This is a genomic window from Methylocystis sp. Se48 (assembly GCF_056269425.1).
This window is the reverse complement of the sequence record NZ_CM149850.1, coordinates 753,095-772,627: the sequence shown is the minus strand read 5'-3', so window position 1 is coordinate 772,627 and position 19,533 is coordinate 753,095. Positions and strand designations below refer to the sequence as shown.

16 protein-coding genes and 1 pseudogene are annotated in these 19,533 nt (G+C 65.1%); 11 read left to right on the top strand and 6 right to left on the bottom strand.

Annotated features, from left to right (window positions below):
* Nucleotides 1-141 precede the first annotated feature (141 nt).
* Together ACV959_RS03650 and fixJ are read left to right on the top strand one after the other, a co-directional pair.
* Nucleotides 142-2,427: a PAS domain S-box protein gene (locus tag ACV959_RS03650; RefSeq protein WP_475738567.1), complete on the top strand. Its 2,286-nt coding sequence runs from the start codon at nt 142-144 to the stop codon at nt 2,425-2,427.
* The gene (gene fixJ / locus ACV959_RS03645; protein WP_475738566.1) at nt 2,424-3,050 is read left to right on the top strand and encodes a response regulator FixJ; all 627 of its coding nucleotides are present in this window, start codon (nt 2,424-2,426) and stop codon (nt 3,048-3,050) included. Before ACV959_RS03650 ends, fixJ begins: the two co-directional genes overlap by 4 nt.
* A gap of 47 nt (nt 3,051-3,097) precedes the next feature.
* Here the strand turns inward: fixJ and ACV959_RS03640 are convergent, their stop codons facing one another.
* Nucleotides 3,098-4,153, bottom strand: coding sequence for a 3-hydroxyisobutyryl-CoA hydrolase (locus ACV959_RS03640; protein WP_475738565.1), 1,056 nt, complete (start codon nt 4,151-4,153; stop codon nt 3,098-3,100).
* 33 nt (nt 4,154-4,186) lie between these two features.
* Nucleotides 4,187-4,822: a maleylacetoacetate isomerase gene (gene maiA, locus ACV959_RS03635; protein ID WP_475738564.1), complete on the bottom strand. Its 636-nt coding sequence runs from the start codon at nt 4,820-4,822 to the stop codon at nt 4,187-4,189.
* A 116-nt stretch (nt 4,823-4,938) separates the two neighbouring features.
* Between maiA and hppD the strand changes: the two genes are divergently transcribed.
* From hppD to ACV959_RS03620, 3 genes are read left to right on the top strand one after another with little or no spacing between them, the layout of a single operon-like run.
* Entirely contained in the window at nt 4,939-6,051 is a 1,113-nt protein-coding gene (gene hppD, locus ACV959_RS03630; RefSeq protein WP_475738563.1) for a 4-hydroxyphenylpyruvate dioxygenase, read from the top strand.
* On the top strand, nt 6,048-7,343 hold the full coding sequence (gene hmgA / locus ACV959_RS03625; RefSeq protein ID WP_475738562.1) for a homogentisate 1,2-dioxygenase: 1,296 nt from the start codon (nt 6,048-6,050) through the stop codon (nt 7,341-7,343). Before hppD ends, hmgA begins: the two co-directional genes overlap by 4 nt.
* A gap of 7 nt (nt 7,344-7,350) precedes the next feature.
* Complete coding sequence (locus ACV959_RS03620) at nt 7,351-8,358, top strand: fumarylacetoacetate hydrolase family protein (protein WP_475738561.1); 1,008 nt, start codon at nt 7,351-7,353, stop codon at nt 8,356-8,358.
* Between the two features lie 9 nt (nt 8,359-8,367).
* Here the strand turns inward: ACV959_RS03620 and phhA are convergent, their stop codons facing one another.
* Nucleotides 8,368-9,243 (bottom strand): phenylalanine 4-monooxygenase, encoded by an 876-nt coding sequence (phhA, locus tag ACV959_RS03615; protein ID WP_475738560.1) that lies wholly within the window; start codon nt 9,241-9,243, stop codon nt 8,368-8,370.
* 111 nt (nt 9,244-9,354) lie between these two features.
* On the opposite strand from phhA, the gene ACV959_RS03610 reads away from it, so the two are divergent.
* Nucleotides 9,355-10,851, top strand: coding sequence for a CoA-acylating methylmalonate-semialdehyde dehydrogenase (locus ACV959_RS03610; protein WP_475738559.1), 1,497 nt, complete (start codon nt 9,355-9,357; stop codon nt 10,849-10,851).
* 380 nt (nt 10,852-11,231) lie between these two features.
* A pseudogene (locus tag ACV959_RS03605) lies at nt 11,232-11,621 on the top strand (IS5/IS1182 family transposase); the annotation flags it as partial.
* 24 nt (nt 11,622-11,645) lie between these two features.
* Here ACV959_RS03605 and ccmB read toward each other — a convergent pair.
* Entirely contained in the window at nt 11,646-12,317 is a 672-nt protein-coding gene (gene ccmB / locus ACV959_RS03600) for a heme exporter protein CcmB (protein ID WP_475738558.1), read from the bottom strand.
* Nucleotides 12,314-12,976 (bottom strand): heme ABC exporter ATP-binding protein CcmA, encoded by a 663-nt coding sequence (gene ccmA, locus ACV959_RS03595; RefSeq protein WP_475738557.1) that lies wholly within the window; start codon nt 12,974-12,976, stop codon nt 12,314-12,316. Before ccmA ends, ccmB begins: the two co-directional genes overlap by 4 nt.
* Nucleotides 12,977-13,169: 193 nt before the next feature.
* Between ccmA and ACV959_RS03590 the strand changes: the two genes are divergently transcribed.
* The 4 genes from ACV959_RS03590 to ACV959_RS03575 all read left to right on the top strand — a co-directional run bounded on the left by ACV959_RS03590 (nt 13,170) and on the right by ACV959_RS03575 (nt 17,294).
* On the top strand, nt 13,170-14,414 hold the full coding sequence (locus tag ACV959_RS03590) for an aminotransferase class I/II-fold pyridoxal phosphate-dependent enzyme (RefSeq protein WP_475738556.1): 1,245 nt from the start codon (nt 13,170-13,172) through the stop codon (nt 14,412-14,414).
* Nucleotides 14,415-14,477: 63 nt separating this feature from the next.
* Nucleotides 14,478-15,647, top strand: coding sequence for a hypothetical protein (locus ACV959_RS03585; RefSeq protein WP_475738555.1), 1,170 nt, complete (start codon nt 14,478-14,480; stop codon nt 15,645-15,647).
* Nucleotides 15,644-16,642 carry a fatty acid desaturase gene (locus ACV959_RS03580; RefSeq protein ID WP_475738554.1) on the top strand — a complete coding sequence of 333 codons (999 nt, stop codon included), beginning with the start codon at nt 15,644-15,646 and terminating at the stop codon, nt 16,640-16,642. Before ACV959_RS03585 ends, ACV959_RS03580 begins: the two co-directional genes overlap by 4 nt.
* A gap of 4 nt (nt 16,643-16,646) precedes the next feature.
* A complete protein-coding gene (locus ACV959_RS03575) occupies nt 16,647-17,294 on the top strand; it encodes a sterol desaturase family protein (protein ID WP_475738553.1) in 648 nt (215 codons plus the stop codon).
* Between the two features lie 78 nt (nt 17,295-17,372).
* On the opposite strand, the gene ligA is transcribed toward ACV959_RS03575, so the two are convergent.
* On the bottom strand, nt 17,373-19,490 hold the full coding sequence (gene ligA / locus ACV959_RS03570) for an NAD-dependent DNA ligase LigA (RefSeq protein WP_475738552.1): 2,118 nt from the start codon (nt 19,488-19,490) through the stop codon (nt 17,373-17,375).
* Nucleotides 19,491-19,533: the final 43 nt, after the last annotated feature.

The following is a 19,533-nucleotide window of genomic DNA, read 5'->3' as shown; positions in this document are numbered from 1 at the left end:
TGTCGACAGAAGCAAAACAAAAATGGGATATAATTATATTTATTCATGCAAAACGCCTCGCCGCGGATCAACGCAAAAGGAGAAGTCCGGTCACACGGATGCGCAGTCTGCCATTAGTCGCCAACTCATCCTGTAATTCTCATGCGGTTCCTTGCCTCTCAAAAGACCAGGCGGCGTTTCGAACTTGCGACGCGGTGGCTTGCCTCGGCCTACGCCGCCGCGCCGCCGGCGCGGCTCGCGGTGGCTTGCGCCGCGGTGGCGTTGGCGACGCTCGCGCGCCTCGCCATGCCTCCGGCGGTAGGCGCGCAATTGCCCTATGCGACTTTTTACCCGGCGGTCGAGGTCGCAGCCCTGCTCGGGGGCCTGCTTCCCGGTCTTTTCGCGACCGTCGCGAGCGCAGTCGTCGCCCACGTTTCCTTTGCGCCGATGAACGCCGCCGCCAACAGTTACGGTCTCGTCCTGTTCATGGCGACATGCGCGATGTTCTCCGTCGCGACCGAGGTGCTGCATCGCACCCGCCTCAGATTAGGCGAGGCCCGGGCGCGACGCGAAGCCGCGGAGCGTCTCCAGGTGGCGAACCAGCATTTTCAGGTGGCGCTCGCCGCCGGCGCCATCGGCGCCTGGGATCTCGACGTCAGGGACAACATCGGCGCCGTCACGCCAGAAACGAAAGCAATTTACGGCCTGCCGCCCGACGCCGTCGTCACGCCGAAATCGATCTACGATCTTATTCTCGAAGAGGACGCCGCATCCGCGCGCGCGGCCTATCTCTCCGCCTTCGATCCGCACGGCGACGGCGTTTACCTCTCCGAATACCGAATTCGCCGGCCTTCAGATGGAGCGATCCGCTGGATCGCGACGCGCGGACAAACCCTTTTCGAGGACCGCAAGCCGGTCCGCGTCGTCGGCGTTTCGCGCGACGTCACGGACGAAAAGGCCGCGGCCGAGGCGCTGCTCGAACGCGCGCGAATCTCGGAGCAATTGGCGAGCGTCGCGCTCGCGGCTCCCGGCGTCGTCGGCTCCTTCCACCTCGACGAGAACCAACGCGTCGCCTATCGCTACGTGGCGCCGAAAGCGATCGACGTCTTCGGCGTCGAGGCCGCGGACATCTGCGCCGACGCCCGCGTCTTCTTTCGCAGAATCCACAAGCAAGACCTCGACGATCTCAACGCGCGCCTGTTCAGGTCCGCGCAGGACATGTCGCTCTGCATCGCGGAGTTTCGTTTCGACCATGCCCAAAAAGGCCCGGTCTGGCTGGAAGCCCAGGCGGCGCCGGTTCGGGAGCGCGACGGACAGATCGTCTGGCATGGATACGCCTCGGACATCACGGCGCGCAAACGCGCAGAGCTCTCGCTCGCGGAGACCGCCGCGCGCCTTCAGGCGACGATCGACGCCGCGCAGGACGCCGTGCTGACGATGGACTCGACCGGAGTCATCCAATCCGTCAACAAGGCGGGGGCCGCCATGTTCGGCTATGCGGCCGCTGCGATGGCGGGGCTGAACGTTTCCACGCTCGTGGAGGAAGAAAAGGAATCGCGTCGAGAAGGCGCCTTCGCCATTTCAGCCTACAACGCGGGCGAAAGGTGGCGGGTGAACGGCATTCGCAAGTCTGGAGCCCGCTTTCCGGCGGAGATATCGATCTCCGAGGCGCGCTTCGACGGGCAGCGCCCTCTCGTCGCTTTTGTCAAGGACTTGACCAGACAACGCAAGATCGAGGCGAAAATAGAGAAATTGCATCGTGACCGCCTGGCGGCGATCGGCGACATGGCGGCGACGCTCGCGCATGAAATCAATCAGCCGCTCGCCGCCACGTCGACTTACCTCACGGTTGCGCGACGGCGCCTCGACAAGACCCGGATCAACGATCCCGAACTGCTGGAAATCCTCGACAAGGCGACGACGCAGACGCTGCGGGCTGGCCGCATCGTCACCAATCTTCGGGACATTGTGCAACGCGGCGAACCGGACAAGACGCTGGTCGGCGTCCACGAAGTCATTCGCGAAGCGGCGAGGCTGGAGGAGCTCGAGCCGCCCGCGGAGATACGCCTGAAGTGCGGCGCGACGAGCGATCAGGTTGTCGCCGACCGCGCGCAGCTCCGAAAGGTCCTCGAAAATCTGATCCAGAACGCTCTGGAGGCGATGCAAACAAATGAAAAACGAGAACTCGTCATTTCGACGAGCAATCCGGACGATCGCGTCATTCGCGTGGATGTTCTCGACACGGGATGCGGTCTCGACGGGTCTTCGGAAGAAGATTGTTTCGAGCCCTTCACTACGACGAAGGCCTCGGGCATGGGTATCGGGCTCTCGGTGTCTCGATCCATCGTCGAAGCGCATTACGGACGAATCTGGGCGGAACGGAACAAGGGGAGCGGCGCCCTCTTCAGTTTCACCCTCCCCTTGCAGAATTCGGATAAGGTTTCATGATCGATAAGGTGATTCACGTCGTCGACGACGACGCCGCCGTGCGCGACGCGGTCGGCATGCTCCTGAGCGCGGAGGGCTACAGGGTGCGCGAGTACGAGTCGGCGGCGGCGTTCTTGAGACAGATCGGCTCCCGCGACGAAGGTTGCGTCATCACCGACGTGCGCATGCCGGAGATGAACGGCATCGAGCTGATCGCCAAACTAAAGGAATCGCGTCTGTCGCTTCCCGTCATCGTTCTGACGGCGCACGCCGATGTGCCGCTGGCCGTAGAGGCGATGAAGCTCGGGGCGGTCGATCTGCTGGAGAAGCCGTTCGAGGACGACGCTCTCCTCGCGGCCGTCGACGCGGCGCTGGAGCGGCGAGACGCCGAAGAGACGCGGAGCCGGGAAGCAGCCGTCGTCAAGAGCCGCCTCGCGACATTGACGAAGCGCGAAAACGACATTCTCGCAGGCCTTCTGAAAGGTCTGTCCAACAAGATCATCGCGCATGATCTCGGCATCAGCATTCGCACAGCCGAGGTTCATCGCGCCAATATCATGGCCAAGATGCAGGCAGGAAATCTCGCCGAACTTGTCAAAATGGCGCTCGCGGCCGAAAGCGGCGGCAAGCCGGACGGCAATTAGTCACACGCGGCGGCGCCAAGCGGCTTGAGCAATTGCTTCGCGCACGACTATCGCCGCTGTTCGGCGAATGTCGGATCCGGATCGCCCGTTCCACGCAGAATCGCCGCGACAGTCGCCCCGTCGACTTCGTCGAGGGTCGCAGGCGACCATTGCGGGCGCCTGTCCTTGTCGATCACCGCGGCGCGAATCCCTTCGTAAAGATCGCGACCGTATAGAAGGCTGCAGGCCGCCCGATATTCATGGACGAGACATGTCTCCAGCCGGTCCGCCGTCTGCGCCAGTTTCAGCAATGCGTGCGTGACCTTGACGCTCGTGGGCGACGCGCGCCTGATCGCCGCCGCGGCGCCGCGCGCAAAATCCGAGCCGTCGCGGTCGAGTGTTTCCAGCACCGTTTCGACGTCGACGGCGAACATGGCGCGGTCGAGAAGCGTCTTCTGTTCCTTTATCCCGCCGGGTGCGGCGTCCTTTCCGAGGTCGCGCAGGACCGGCGCGATCTCTTCCGCCTCCGCGATCGACGACAGGCGTTCAATCGCCTCGGGAAGACGCGCCGACGGCATATGAAGGTCGGCAAGGCCGACATGCAGGGCGTCTGCGGCGCCGACCGCGACGCCGGACAAGGCCATGTAATGTCCGACGCCGTCTCCACGCCCGAGCAGCCATGTGCCGCCGACGTCCGGGATGAAGCCGATGCCGGTCTCGGGCATGGCGATCCGCGTCCGCTCCGTGACGATCCGTCGGTTTCCATGCGCCGAAACGCCGACGCCGCCGCCCATCACGACGCCGTCCATGACGACGACATAGGGCTTCGGATAGGAAGCGATCCGCGCGTTGAGTCGATATTCCTCGCGCCAGAACGCCTTGTAATCGTCCTTGTCGCCGTTGCGGAGATCGTAAAGCGCGCGAATGTCGCCGCCCGCGCAAAGGCCCCGCTCGCCCTCGCCCGTCACGAGCACGGCCACGACAGATGGATCGGCCTCAAAGTCGTCGAGCGCGCGCGCGAAATCCCTCACCATCGCGAGCGTCAGGCTGTTCAGCGCCGCCGGCCTGTTGAGACGAATGCGGCCGAGGCGGCCGCTTCGCGACACGAAAAGTTCGTCGGTCATCGCTTCCTCGATTTTTTGCGCGCGAGAACGTTCTCACGCGGCGTCCGGCTGGACGGACGGATGGGCGGCGCGAAAGGCGGGATGCCGCGCGCAAGCCGCGCCGGCGACGCCAATTCCAGGAAAGGCGTCGATCTCGACGCCGAAACGTTCCGCATTGAAGAGCTGCGGCGCGAGGCAGACGTCCGCGATCGTCGGCTCGGCGCCGAAACAGAAAGGCGCCGGCGCGATCAGCCTCTCCACGGCGGAGAGACCGTCGAGAATCCAATGGCGCCGCCACGCGGCGACAGCCTCTGCGCTCTGCCCGAGTTCGTTTTCCAAATAGGAGACGACGCGCAGATTCCCGAGCGGATGGATCTCGCAGGCGATCGCGAGCGCGACGGCGCGCGCTCTCGCGGCGAGAACGGGATCGGCCGGGATCAGCTTCGGCTTGGGATGCGTCGCCTCCAGATACTCGATGATGGCGAGGGACTGCGTGAGCGTCGTTCCGTCGTCGAGTTGCAGCGCCGGCACCAGTCCCTGCGGATTGGCGGCAAGATAGCCGGGGCTCCTGTGCTCGCCGCCCTCGCGCAACAGATGCACGAACCGCCGGTCGACGGCGATTCCCTTCAGCGCGAGCGCGATCCGCACCCGGTAGGCGGCGGAAGACCGGAAATAGTCATAGAGCAGCATGACGCCTCTTCGCAGGCGCCGCACGAAAATTCGGCGCCGTGACTTGAAGATAGGGCTTCAAACGCGCGCGCGCCGCAATAGCTGAGAGACAGTCACTCGATTTTCCCGGCGGCGACATGATCTCCTTCGCGCCCCTCGCCCACAACTCCTCGCCCTCGGACGACAATCCGATGGGAACCGACGGCTTCGAATTCGTGGAGTTCGCGCATCCCGAACCAGCCCGGCTCGCGGCGCTCTTCGAAACCATAGGCTTTTCGGCGGTTGCGCGCCACCGCTCGAAGAATGTGACGCTCTATCGTCAGGGAGACGTCAATTATGTCCTCAACGCGGAGCCCGACAGTTTTGCGGCGGATTTCGCGCGCCTTCACGGGCCGTCAGTCTGCGCGATGGGCTTCCGCGTTCGCGACGCGGGCCTCGCTTTTCAACGAGCCAGGACGCTCGCCGTCCCCGCCGCGCCTACACGGCCCGGCCCGATGGAGCTGAATATCCCCGCAATCGAAGGGGTGGGCGGCGCGAATATCTATCTCGTCGATCGCTATGGCGCGCGCGGCTCGATCTGGGACGTGGATTTCCGCTGGACGGACGGCGCCGATCCCAGACCCTACGGCGCGGGACTCGTCGCGATCGACCATGTGACGCACAATGTCCGGCGCGGACGCATGGATGCGCTGGCGGACTGGTATGCGCGCATCTTCAATTTCCGGCAGGTTCGCTTTTTCGACATCGAAGGCCGGTTCACGGGCCTTCGCTCGCGCGCGATGACGAGCCCCTGCGGCAAAATCCGCATACCGATCAACGAAAGCGCCGACGACGCGAGCCAGATCGAGGAGTTTCTCGACGCCTACAAGGGCGAGGGCGTGCAGCACATCGCCTGCGCCTGCCGGGACATCTACGAGACGGTGGAGCGCTTGCGCGAGAATGGACTGGAGTTCATGCCCGCGCCGCCGCCCGCCTATTACGACGCCGTGGAAAAACGCCTGCCGGCGCATGGCGAATCCATCGAGCGCCTGCGGCGGCTGGGCATATTGATCGACGGAGACGCCGCCGGCGCGCCGCCTCGTCTCCTGTTGCAAATCTTCTCCAGGACCGTGATCGGGCCGATCTTCTTCGAATTCATCCAACGCAAAGGCGACGAGGGATTCGGAGAAGGGAATTTCCGCGCCCTGTTCGAGTCGATCGAAGAAGATCAGTTAAGGCGCGGGGCGCTGGCGCCAAGGGCGATGAAATGACGGCCTATATGAGCGGCTTCGGCAATGTCTTTGAAAGCGAAGCGTTGCCGGGCGCCTTGCCGAGAGGGCAAAATTCGCCGCAGCGTTGCCCCTATGGCCTTTACGCGGAGCAGCTGTCGGGCTCGGCCTTCACCGCGCCGGCGGAATCCAACCGGCGCGCCTGGCTTTATCGCATCCGCCCCTCCGTCCTGCATGCGCGGCGCTTTATACGCGCCGAGGCGCCCTTCTGGCGAACCGCGCGCGCGGGAGAAGCGCGCAAGACGGCCATCGGCCAAATGCGATGGGGACCGCCGCCGCTCCCGGCGCAGAGGCTGACCTTCATCGAGGGCGTTCGGACCCTGACGACAGCGGGCGACGCCGACGCGCGCTATGGCGCGTCGGCGGGTTTTTATTTCATGACCCGATCGATGACGGACGATTATTTTTACGACGCAGACGGCGAATTGCTCGTCATTCCGCAAGATGGCCGCCTGATCTTCGATACGGAATTCGGCTTGATCGAGGTCGCGCCGCGGGAGTGCTGCGTGATTCCGCGCGGCGTCAAATTCCGCGTGCGCCTGTCGGATGGAGCCGCGCGGGGCTATGTCTGCGAGAATTACGGGGCGCCCTTCTGCTTGCCAAATCGCGGCGTCGTCGGCGCCAATGGACTCGCAGACGCCCGCGATTTCCTCACGCCCGTCGCCGCTTTCGAGGATTCGGACCGCCCTTGCCGCCTGACCGTCAAATGGGGCGGCGAATTTTACGCCTGCGACATTCCCCACGCGCCGCTCGACGTCGTCGCCTGGCACGGCAATTATGCGCCCTACAAATATGACACGCGAAATTTTTCGCCGCTCGGCGCGAGCCTCTTCGATCATCCAGATCCGTCGATTTTTTGCCTGCTGACGTCGCCCTCGGTTCGCGCGGGCGTCCCCGACGTCGACTTCGTCATCTTCCCCGAACGCTGGCAGGTGGCCGAGCGCAGCTTTCGTCCGCCATGGTTTCACGTCAACGTCATGAGCGAATTCATGGGGCTGATTTTCGGAGCCTATGACGCCAAGCCGGAGGGCTTCTCGCCCGGCGGCGCGTCGCTTCACAACGCCATGCTCCCGCATGGACCCGACGCCGCCGCCGTCGAGCTTGCGACACATGCGGAGCTGAAGCCGGCGAAGCTCGAAAACACGCTCGCCTTCATGATCGAGACGCGGTTGCCGCAGCATCCGACGCCCTACGCCGTCGCGCTCGAAACCTTGCAGGAGGACTATCCGGAATGCTGGTCGGGACTGCGCAAACGCTTCGACGGCAGGCCATGAGGCGCGCATGAAACTCGCGTCGTTGAAAGGCGGCCGCGACGGCAGGCTCGCCGTTGTTTCCCGCGATCTCGCCCGCGCGGCTTTCGCCGACAGAGTCGCGCCGACCTTGCAGGCGGCGCTGGACGACTGGAGCCGCTGCGCGCCCGCGCTCTCAGCGCTCGCCGCGCAGGTCGAGGCCGGAACGATCCCGACGTTTCGCTTCCGGGAGCGCGATTGCGCCGCGCCGCTGCCGCGCGCCTATCAGTGGGTCGACGGTTCCGCCTATGTCAATCACGTCGCGCTCGTGCGAAAAGCGCGGGGCGCCGAGCTTCCCGAGAGATTCTGGACCGATCCGCTGATGTACCAAGGCGGTTCCGACGGATTTCTCGGGCCGCGCGACGCGATTCCGCTGCAAGACGAGGCGCAGGGCCTCGATCTTGAAGCGGAAGTCGCCGTGATCACCGACGACGTTCCGATGGGCGTCTCGGCGGAAGCCGCGCGATCGCATGTCAAGCTCGTCATGCTCGTCAACGACGTCACGCTGCGCGCGCTGGTTCCGGACGAACTCGCCAAGGGCTTCGGCTTCCTTCAGTCGAAACCCGCTTCCGCCTTTTCGCCCGTCGCAGCGACGCCGGACGAACTCGGCGCCGTCTGGGACGGCGCGAAACTGTCATTGCCGCTGCTGTCCTCGGTCAACGGGTCGCCGCTCGGACGCCCCGACGCAGGCGCCGACATGACCTTCGACTTCGGACAGTTGATCGCCCACGCCGCCAGAACCCGCGCGCTCGGCGCGGGGACGATCCTGGGCTCGGGAACGGTTTCGAACCGCTCCGAGGACGGCGGTCCCGGACGGCCGGCCGCTCAGGGCGGCCTCGGCTACTCCTGCCTTGTCGAGCAGCGCACGGTCGAAACGCTTCTCGAAGGCCGCCCGCGCACGCCCTTTCTGCGCGCGGGCGACGTCGTTCGTATCGAGATGCTGGATGCGAACCGCCATTCGATCTTCGGCGCGATCGAGCAGAAGGTCGTCGCTGCGTAACGACGGATGTCAGGCCGCGAGTCCCTTCGCGCGGAAATAATGGAAATCGCCGGCCGTGAGGACGCGGTCGGCGGCGATCGATTCATGCGCCTCGATGTCGGGCAGAACCCGAAGGCTGTCGTAAAGCGGCCCGAAATCGCGATAGCATTCCTCGAGCAGCCGCTCGAATCCATCCACGACGAAATAAGTTTGCTGATAGTCGCTGATGATATATTTCGTTCGCATGATCCTCAGCAGATCGAAAGCGACGCGGTTCGGCGACGCATCCTCGAGCGAAAAGATCGTCTCGCCGGGCGACGACAAAATGCCCGCGCCGAAGATGCGCAATCCCTCGGCCGTTTCAATCAGGCCGAACTCGACCGTGTACCAGTAGAGCCGGGCGAGATTGTGCAACTGCCCGCGCGCGAGTGCGCGTTCGCCTCCCCTGCCATAGGCCTCGAGAAAGCGCGCATAGACAGGATCCGCCAGCAAGGGCGCATGTCCGAAGACATCATGAAAGACGTCCGGTTCGGACAGATAATCGAGCTCGCATTCCGGACGGATGAAGGCGCCCGCGGGGAACCGCCGGTTGGCCAGATGCGTGAAGAAGACGTCGTCGGGAATGAGGCCCGCGACGGGGACGACGCGCCAGCCGGTTAGCGCGGAAAGCCGTTCGCTCAGCTCCCCGAAATCGGGGACGCCGGCGGGCGACAGCCGCAAGGTTTCTATCGCCGCGAGGAAGGCGTCGCAGGCGCGGCCGGGCAAGAGCTGCATCTGCCGCGAGAACAAACGGCTCCAGCGGTCGTGCTCCTCTTCCGTATAGGAGGCCCAATCCTGCTCGATGGTCCAGTCTGCGTTGCGCGGCGACAGCGCGTAGCGGTTTTTTTCCTGTGAGGCGTCGGCCATCTCGCGAGACCTCCCTCTTTGGCGATTATATATTTGTTACTTAAGTCAGCGGCCCCGGACTGAAAGACGCAGGGCGCGCACGCGGAAAGAAACGAACAGGGAGCCTCCGACATGCGGCAACTCGCTCACTTGATCGGCGGCCGCCGCGTCCCGGGGCGCTCGGGCCGCTCCGTCGACGTCTTCGCGCCGATGACCGGCGCCGTCGCCGCGCGGGCGCCGCTCGCCAGCCGGGAGGAGACGCGCGAGGCGGTGGCGAATGCGCGAACCGCCCAGCGGGACTGGGCCGCGACCAACCCGCAACGCCGCGCGCGCGTGCTGTTCAAATTCCTCGAACTCGTCTCGCGCGACATGGAGGCGCTGGCCGAGCTTCTCGCGCGCGAACATGGCAAGACGCTCGCCGACGCGCGCGGCGACATACAACGCGGCGTTGAAGTCGTGGAATTCGCGGCGGGCGCGCCGCATCTCCTCAAGGGCGACTTCACCGATTCCGCTGGACCGGGAATCGACATGTATTCCATGCGGCAGCCGCTCGGCGTGGCCGCCGGCGTCACGCCTTTCAACTTTCCCGCCATGATCCCGATGTGGATGTTCGCGCCTGCGATCGCCTGCGGCAACGCTTTCGTCCTGAAGCCCTCCGAGTGCGATCCGAGCGTGCCGCTGCGGCTCGCGGAACTGATGATCGAGGCGGGACTTCCGCCGGGCGTGCTCAACGTCGTCATCGGGGACAAGGAAGCCGTCGACGCGCTGCTCGACGACCAGGACGTCCGGGCGATCTCCTTCGTCGGCTCCTCGCATGTCGCGGAATATGTATACGCGCGGGCCGCGGCCGCAGGGAAGCGCGCGCAATGTTTCGGCGCTGCGAAAAACCACATGGTCATCATGCCCGACGCGGATATGGACCGAACGGTCGATGCGCTGGTCGGCGCCGGCTATGGCTCGGCGGGGGAACGCTGCATGGCGATCTCCGTCGCCGTGCCCGTCGGCGACGAAACCGCCGCCGAGCTTCTGCGACGCTTGATCCCCCGAGTCGAAGGCCTGAAGATCGGACTTTCGACCGACGAGGGCGCAGATTTCGGGCCGCTGATCTCCAAAGCCCATCTGGACCGCGTCAGGGGCTATGTCGACCTCGGCGTGAGGGAAGGCGCGCAGCTCCTCGTCGACGGCCGCGGCTTCAGGATGCAGGGCTATGAGAATGGATTTTTCATGGGCGGCTGTCTCTTCGACCGCGTCACGCCCGAGATGCGGATATACAGGGAGGAGATCTTCGGTCCTGTCTTATCGATCGTCCGCGCCAATGATTACGAAACGGCTCTCGCGCTCGTCGACAAGCATGAATATGGCAACGGCGCCGCGATTTTCACGCGCGACGGGGATGCGGCCCGCGATTTTGCGTCTCGCGCGCAGGTTGGCATGGTCGGCGTCAATGCCCCGATCCCGACGCCGCTCGCTTATTACACGTTCGGGGGATGGAAACGCTCGGCCTTCGGCGATCTCAACCAGCACGGCGAGGACGCATTCCGCTTCTATACGCAGACCAAGACCGTGACGTCCCGCTGGCCGGGCGGCGTCAGGGAAGGCGCCAGTTTCGTCATGCCGACAATGTCCTGAGTTGTCCGTGAACAACTTGGAAGGCTCTGATGTGAGGGGGTTTTCGGCGCAGTCGACGTAATCGTTTTCGCAAGCTTCGCCTGTGTTTGGGTCGGTTTCCTTGCAAATTGATCGGCGGCGTTTGTTGTGAACCTGTCCTCTCCTCGATATCGGCGAGGGAGAGTCGCGATGCGGCCGAAGGAGCGGCGGGATAGCGGGCGGAAGGATGTGTTTCGCTCGCGGCTCGATCAGACCGTCGACATGGGGCGTCCGCTGCCGAAGCTCGCCGCGGCGATCGGCTGGGATTTTCTCGAGCAGCGCTTCGACGCGGTTGATGGCCGGGCTCGCGATCTTGAAGCGCATGCGCGACCTCTCCGACGAAGCCCTGTGCGAGCGCTGGATTCGGCGTCAAGGCGTCGGCGGCGACCACGCTGCGCGCCTCGAAGGGCGGCCAGTTCGTCACGCATGTGAAGGCGCTGGCGGGCGCGCCCTATGACGGTCACACGCTGGCCGTGGCGATGCCGGAGATGGAGCGACAGATCGGCGCGACGATCAAGCGCGAACTGCGGCGACGCTCCGCCGTCGAACCGGTCATCGGACATTTCAAAGCCGACCCCAGAATGGGCCGCAACTTCCTCGCCCATACGACCGGCGACGCCGCCAGCGCCGTCCTCGCCGCAGCCGGATACAACTTCCGGCGCCTGCTCAAATGGCTCGCGCTTTTGTGCGCCTTCCTCCTCCGCGCCTTCGCCCAGCCGGAAAAGTCAGAAAATCAAACAAGCCCCGCGTGAGCCGCGTTCTTCAGGGGCGACTTTTTACTCCCCCAAATGCCGCAGCGCCGCCGCCGCCGCAAAGGGGCACAGCGCCAGCGCGGCCAGGGTGATCGCGCAAAGGATCGAGAACGGCGACAGGAAGGGCACGGTTCCGCCCGCCGCCGCCTCCGACGCCGAGACGCCGAAGATCAGCACCGGAATCGTGAGCGGCAGCACGAGCAGCGCCATCAGCAGCCCGCCGCGGCGCACCGTCACCGTCGCCGCCGCGCCGATGGCGCCGATCAGCGTGAGCGCCGGCGTGCCGGCGAGCAGCGTCGCGACGACGCCCGCGAGCGCCATCGTCTCCTGCTGAAGCATCAGCCCCAGAAATGGCGCCGCGACGACGAGCGGCAGGCCCGTCGCCGCCCAATGCGCGGCGCATTTCGCCAGCACGGCGAGCTCCAGCGGCGTCTCGCCGAGATGCAGAAGGTCGAGCGAGCCGTCCTCGGAGTCGGCCTGGAACAGCCGGTCGAAGGCGAGCAGGCTCGCAAGAAGCGCCGCGATCCACAGGATGGCGGGACCGATGCGAGACAGGAGATTCGGGTCCGGCCCCACGGCGAAGGGGACGATGGCGACGAGGGTGAGGAAAAACACCACGCCCATCGCCCCGGAGCCGCCCACGCGGCGGGCGATGCGCCATTCGCGCAGGAAAAGCGCGGCGAGAGGAGAGGTCATTGCGCGCCTCCCAGCGCGAGTTCGCCCGCTTCCTCGAGCCCCAGGGGCTCGTGCGTGGCGGCGACGACGATTCCGCCCCTCGCGCAGTGGTCGCGCATGGCGGCGGCGAATTTTTCGCGCGAGCCCCTGTCCAGCGCGGTCAACGGCTCGTCGAGAAGCCAAACAGGGCGGAAGGCGACCAGCAGCCGCGCCAGCGCCGCCCGGCGTTTCTGGCCGGCGGACAGCGCGCCGAAGGGCGCCTGAAGGGCGTGCGACAGCCCGACGGCCGAAAGCGCCGCTGCGACCGGCCGGCTCCGGGCGTCTGGCTCGCGGGCGAGATAACTCGCCCAGAAGTCGAGATTTTCCTCCACCGTGAGCGCCGCCTTCATGCCGTCGGCGTGGGCGAGATAATGCGCCTGCTGGGGCAGGTCCGTCTCCGGGGCGCCGCCGTCGAGCGCGATCGCGCCCGAAAGATGCGGCAGGAGGCCGGCGATCGCCCGCAGCAGCGTCGATTTGCCGGCGCCGTTGCGGCCCGTCACCACCAGCGCCTCGCCCCCGGAAACCGTAAAGCTCACGTCCTGGAGCACCCGCCGGCCGCCGCGCACGACGACGAGCCCCTCCACGCGCAGCCGCAGGGCGGAATGAAAGTCGGCGTGGGGGCGATGAGGCGTCTCCGTCATGGGAAATGGCAATAGAGAAAGCGGAGCGCGAGCGCCATAGTCTTCGTCGTCGCCCCGCGGCCGTCCGGCGCACTGGCGCAGCGGGGGCTCTAGTGGTAAGGGACGCGATCAATCATTGGGCGCCCCTTGGGCGCCCTGATTCTTCCAGACCAAGAGCGCGCGGCGCGCCCGGCATCCAGGGACTGCGAATTCAGTGACGAGACACAGAAGCCTCACGGATTACGCCTCGCGGAGATTCCGCCTCGCGGGCAACGCCCTGCTCGAATTTAACAACCCCTTCTTCGCCCAGATCGACAAGCTGCGGTCGGAGTTCGAGGCGCAGGGGACGCATTTCGTCAGCTTCGCCAATTACGACTATCTCGGCCTCGCCAACCATCCCCGCATTCGCGAGGAGGCCAAGCGCGAGGTCGACAGCCTCGGTATTGGCGCGCTCGCCTCACGGCTCGTGGGCGGCGAACGCACGACCCACAAGCAGTTCGAAGCGGAAATCGCCAAATTCATCGGCATGGAGAGCGCGCTGACGCTCGTCTCAGGCTATCTGGCGAACGTCACCACCATCGCCTTTCTGATGAACGGCAAGCGCGACGCGATCTTCATCGACGAACTCGCGCACAACAGCATCGTTTACGGCGCGGAGGGCGCGCCGGCCCATGTCGTGAAGTTCCGCCACAACGACATGGATCATCTCGACCATCTGCTGCACAAGCACCGCGAGGAATATCGCAACGTGCTCGTCGTGGTCGAAGGCGTCTACAGCATGGACGGCGACACTGCCGACTTGCCGCGCCTCTACGAGATCAAGGACAAATACAAGATCTGGCTGATGGTCGACGAGGCGCATTCGCTCGGCGTTCTGGGCGAAAGCGGTCGGGGCCTCGCCGAACATCAGGGCGTCGACCCCCAGCGCATCGACCTCATCGTCGGGACCATGTCGAAGACCCTCGCCTCCTGCGGCGGCTACGTCTGCGCCCGCAAGGAAGTGATCGACTGGTTCCGCTTCACCTTGCCGGGCTTCGTTTACAGCGTCGGCTTCTCGCCGGTGATCCTCGCCGCCGCGCGCACGGCGCTGCAGCTCATGCAGGAGGAGACCTGGCGCATCGGCAAGCTCGCGCAAAACGCCGAACTCTTCCGCCAGGTGGCGCATGAAAACGGCTTCTCCACCGGCCCGGCCATCGGCCGCGGCGTGGTGCCGATCCTCTTCGAGAGCGATCTCGAGACCATGTGGGCCGCGCGGCATCTGCTCGAAAAGGGCTATTACGTGCCGCCCGTGGTGCGCATCGGCGTGCCGAAGGACGGGCCGCGCCTGCGCTTCTTCTTCTCCGCCAATCATACCGAGGCGGAGATCCGGGGCGTCATCCAGGAGCTGCGGGAAATACCCCCGGTCTCGGAGGAGGCGCAGCGCATCGTCGCCGCAGCCATGGCGGGCGCCGCGGCGTGACGGGCGGCGGCCGCGTCGTTTTGACGCTTTCGCGCGGCGCCTTTGACGCGTAGGACTTTTCATATGGCGAGAATCGAGATCGTGCCGGTCGAAGGGCTCTCGCGCTTTACGACCTTCTGCAAGCTGCCGCGCCTTCTCTACAAGGGCGCGGCGGGCTTCGCGCCGCCGCTCGACATCGAGCGCTGGACGCTTTTCGCCCATGTGCTCAACCCGCATTACAGGCTGGTCGAGGAGCGGAAATTCCTCGCCCGCCGCGACGGCCAATGGGTTGGACGCATCGCCGCTCACGTCTACATGGACGTGACGCCCGTCGGCGCGAGCCCCGCGCAGTTTGGCGCGCTCGACGCCATCGACGACATCGAGGTGGCGCGCGCCCTGACGGAAGCCGCCGAAGCGTGGCTGAAATCCAAGGGCGCGACGCGCATCAACGGCCCCTTCTCGCCGACGATCAACGGCGAATGCGGCATGCTGGTCGAGGGCTTCGAGGCGACGCCCATGATCTTCATGCCCTGGCATCCGCCCTATCTCTCGCGCCATCTTGAGGCGCTGGGCTACGAGAAGGCGAAGGATCTCGTCTCCTATCGATTCGCGATCGACGACGCGCTGCTCGGCGAGAAACCGCGCATCTCCAACCGAAAAGAATGGCGCGACCGCCTCCGGCTCCGCCCGCTCGATCTCGACAATCTCAAGACCGGAGAGACGGCGCTGATGGAGGCGCTGTTCAACGACGGCTGGAGCGGGAACTGGGGCTTCGTGCCCTTCACAAAGGCGGAATTCGACTCGACCGCCGACGCGCTGAAATTCGTCATGCCGCCCGAGTTCGGCATCGTCGTGGAACTCGACGGCGAACCGCAGAGTTTCGTCATCGCCCTGCCCAATCTGTTCGAGATCGTGTCGGACTTCGACGGGCGGCTCTTCCCCTTCGGCCTCGCGAAACTCGTCTCGCGCCTGCGCGGCCACAAATTCGAGACCGCGCGAATCGTGTTGCTCGGCACCCGAAAAGCGCTCCAGAACAGCGCGACCGGCGGCGCCATCCTCCTCGCCATGATCGAGGAGATGCGCCGGCGCGGCGCCGCGCTCTCGCTCCGGCGTCTGGAGGCGGGCTGGGTGCTCGAAGACAATCTGGCGATGCGCAAGCCGATCGAGATGTTCGGCGGCAAGATCGACAAGGTCCACCGCATTTACGAGAAGCGTTTCGGTCGAGTCGAAACCGCGAAGGAAACTGCGCCATGAACGCCATTTCGGTCACAGCCCAGGGCGCCGACCGCTCGCACGTCGAGCGCCGCCGGCTGATCCTCGAGAAATATCCGCAGGTGCGCGACCTCTTCGGCAAGGATCCGCTCACCTTCAAGATCACGGCGGGGATTTTCGCCGGCCAGTTGCTCATCGCCGCCTGGATGGGCTGGCTCGGTCTCTCCTATTGGTGGCTCTCGCTCATTCTGGCGATCTGCGTCGGCGCCTTCGCCAATCACGCCAATTTCGTCGTCATCCACGACGCCATCCACAACTGCGTCTTCGACAGCCCGCTCGCCAACAAATGGACCGCGATTCTCGCGGATCTGCCGAACGCCTTCCCCACCGCGATGGGCTTCCGCTGCTATCACATCAAGCACCACTCGCATCTCTCGGCCTACGATTACGACGCCGACATCCCGAGCCGGTGGGAGGTGGATTGGGTCGGCAACAGCACGTGGCGCAAGGCCGCCTGGCTCTTTGCGTTCCCCGCCATCCAGCTCGCGCGCCTGTCGCGGCTCAAGGGCACGGTGCCGATCATGGGCAAATGGACCTATATCAACATCGCCGTGATCGCCGCCTTCGATCTTTTCGTGCTCTGGGCCTTCGGGCCGAACGCCCTGCTCTACCTCTTCTTCTCTTTCTGGTTCTCGGTCGGCGGCCTGCATCCGCTCTCGGCGCGCTGGGTGCAAGAGCATTTCGCCTTTGGTCCCGATCAGGGCACGTTCGATTATTATGGCCCGCTGAACAAGGTGGCGCTCAACATCGGCTATCACAACGAGCATCACGACTTTCACGAGATTCCCTGGACCCGCCTGCCCGAGTTGAAGGCCATGGCGCCGGAGTTCTATGACGATCTGCGCTGCCATCGCTCATGGGTCGCGCTGCTCGTCACTTTCATTTTCGATCCGACCTATTCGCTCGGCACGCGGTCGGAGAATGTGACGCAGGCCGCCGGGCGCACGGCGGCGCCGATCGCCGCCGCCGCGGAGTAAAATCATGACGCAGGAAACGAGAACCGAAGCGCTCGACGCCTCGCCGCGCCTCTTCGAGAGCGACCTGCTCGACAAGCTCTCGCGCGTGCATCATCTCACGCCGATCATCGTCTACACGCCGATCATTCTCGGCCTCGCCTTATATTCGCTGTCGTCCCTCGGCGCGGGCCTGCTGCTTCTGGGCCTCCTCATCGGCTATGTGGCTTGGACGCTCACCGAATATTTCGGCCACCGTTATCTCTTCCACACGGTGTTCCCTCTGCCCTTCGGCCTCGGCCCGCGCTTCCAGTTTTTGATCCACGGCGTGCATCACATCTACCCCAACGATCCGCTGCGGCTCGTCATGCCGCCGTTGCTCTCAGGTCCGATCATGCTGATCGCGCTGGCGATCATCCGGCTGATCTTCGGTCCGGCCTTCTCCTGGCCTGTGCTCGCGGGCTTCATGACCGGCTATGTGATCTATGACTGCGTGCATTACTGGACGCATCATGGCCAGCCGACCTCCGACTTCGGCAGACAAGTGAAGCGCCTGCATATGCTCCATCATTTCCGCGACGCGGAGAAGGGCTTCGGCGTGCACGCCATCTGGTGGGATTACGCGTTCGGCACGGCCTATCAGAAGGGCGATACGCCGGGGTCGAAGGCGGTTTGATGGAGACAATCCGGGACTTTCGCCTCGTTCTCCACACCTCCCCCTTGCGGGGAGGGATTGGAGCGGCGAGAATTTCGCCTAACCCTGCCCCGTCCGCGCAAACCACTCGTCCTCGGTAATCACCTCGATCCCGAGTTCGCGCGCCTTGGCGAGTTTAGACCCCGCGCCCGGACCGGCCACGACGAGATCCGTCTTCTTCGACACGGACGCCGCGACCTTCGCGCCGAAGCGCTCGGCCTGCGCCTTGGCCTCGTCGCGCGTGAGGCGTTCGAGCCCGCCGGTGAAGACGACCGTCTTGCCGGCGACCGGCGAGGACGACGCGATCTGCGGCATCGGCTCCAGCGTCACCTGCTTCAGCAGCGCGTCGATCTCTTTTTCGTTATGCGGCTCGGCGAAGAAATCGTGCAGCGCCTCGGCCACGACCGGCCCCACGCCGTCGATGCTGTCGATGCGCGCGCGCGCTTCCGTGCCGGGCGCGGCCTCCCGCGCCGTCTCCCGCAGACTCTCGAAATCGCCGAAATGCCGTGCGAGGCGCCGGGCGTTTGTCTCCCCAATATGCCGGATGCCGAGCGCATAAAGGAAACGATTAATTGGGATTGTCCGTCGCGCTGCGATGGCCGCGAAGAGATTGCGCGCCGAGGTCTCGCCAAAGCCTTCGCGATTCTTGATCTTCGTGAGGCTTTTGCGGTCACGCTCTTCGAGCGTGAAAATATCGGAAGGCGTTCGGATCAGGCCCTCCTGGAAGAAATATTCGATCTGCTTGTCGCCCAGCCCTTCGATGTCGAAGGCGTTGCGGGAGGCGAAATGCTTCAGGCGCTCCACCGCCTGCGCCGGGCAGATGAGGGAACCGGTGCAGCGGCGCACGACGTCCGCCTCTCCCGTCTTTTCGTCGATTTCGCGAAGGGCCGCCGAGCCGCAGACCGGGCAGACATGCGGGAATTGATAGGGCTTCGCGCCCCGGGGACGCTTGTCCTTTACGACTTCCAGGATCTGCGGAATGACGTCGCCCGCGCGCTGCACCACGACCGTGTCGCCGATGCGAATGTCCTTGCGCGCGATCTCGTCTTCGTTATGGAGCGTCGCATTCGACACGACGACGCCGCCGACCGTGACGGGCTCGAGCCGCGCGACGGGCGTAAGCGCGCCGGTGCGGCCGACCTGAATCTCAATGTCGCGAAGAATCGTCGTCGCACGCTCGGCGGGGAATTTATGCGCCACCGCCCAGCGCGGCGCGCGGGAAACAAAGCCCAGCCGCTCCTGAAGCGCAACGTCGTCGACCTTGTAGACGACTCCGTCGATGTCATAACCGAGCGTCGCGCGCGCCGCCTCGATCGCGCGGTAATGCGCGAGCATCTCCTCGACGCTGTGACAAAGCTTCGTGCGCGGATTGACGTGCAGGCCATAGCGCTTGAACGCCTCCAGCATGTCCCATTGCGTCTTTGCGGGCAGCGCGCTCACCTCGCCCCAGCCATAGGCGAAGAAATGCAGCGGGCGCTCGGCGGTGATCTTCGGATCGAGCTGGCGCAGCGAGCCGGCGGCGGCGTTACGCGGATTGGCGAAGAGCGGCTTGCCGGCCGCCTGCTGGCGCGCGTTGAGCGCGGCGAAATCGGCGTGCGTCATATAGACCTCGCCGCGCACTTCCAGCACGTCCGGCGCGCCGTCGCGGAGAATATGCGGTATTTCCTTCAAGGTGCGAATATTTGCGGTGACATCCTCGCCCTCGTATCCGTCGCCGCGCGTCGCCGCCTGAACGAGGCGGCCGCTTTCGTAACGCAGGGAACAGGAAAGCCCGTCGATTTTCGGCTCCGCGGCGCAGGCGATCGACGCGTTCTCGGGGAGGCCGAGAAAACGGCGCACGCGCGCTATGAAATCGTGGACTTCCTCATCCGAGAACACGTTGCCGAGCGAAAGCATCGGCACGGCGTGTTTCACTTTCGCGAATTTCTCGCTGGGCTTCGCGCCGACTTTCTTCGTCAGCGACTCAGGCGTGACGAGTTCGGGAAAGGCTTTTTCCAGCGCCTCGTAGCGACGGCGCGCGGCGTCATAGTCCGCGTCCGGAACGAGCGGCGCATCTTCCTGATAATAGGCCTTGTCATAGCGCGCGATGTCCTCCGCGAGTCGCGCGTGTTCGGCGCGGGCGTCGCGGCGCGACAGCTGGTCGACGGGAACGGAATGCGCGGCGGGTTTTCTGGTCATGTTCTATCGGACTCGGCTCCATCATTGCGCGCCGCCGCGAGGC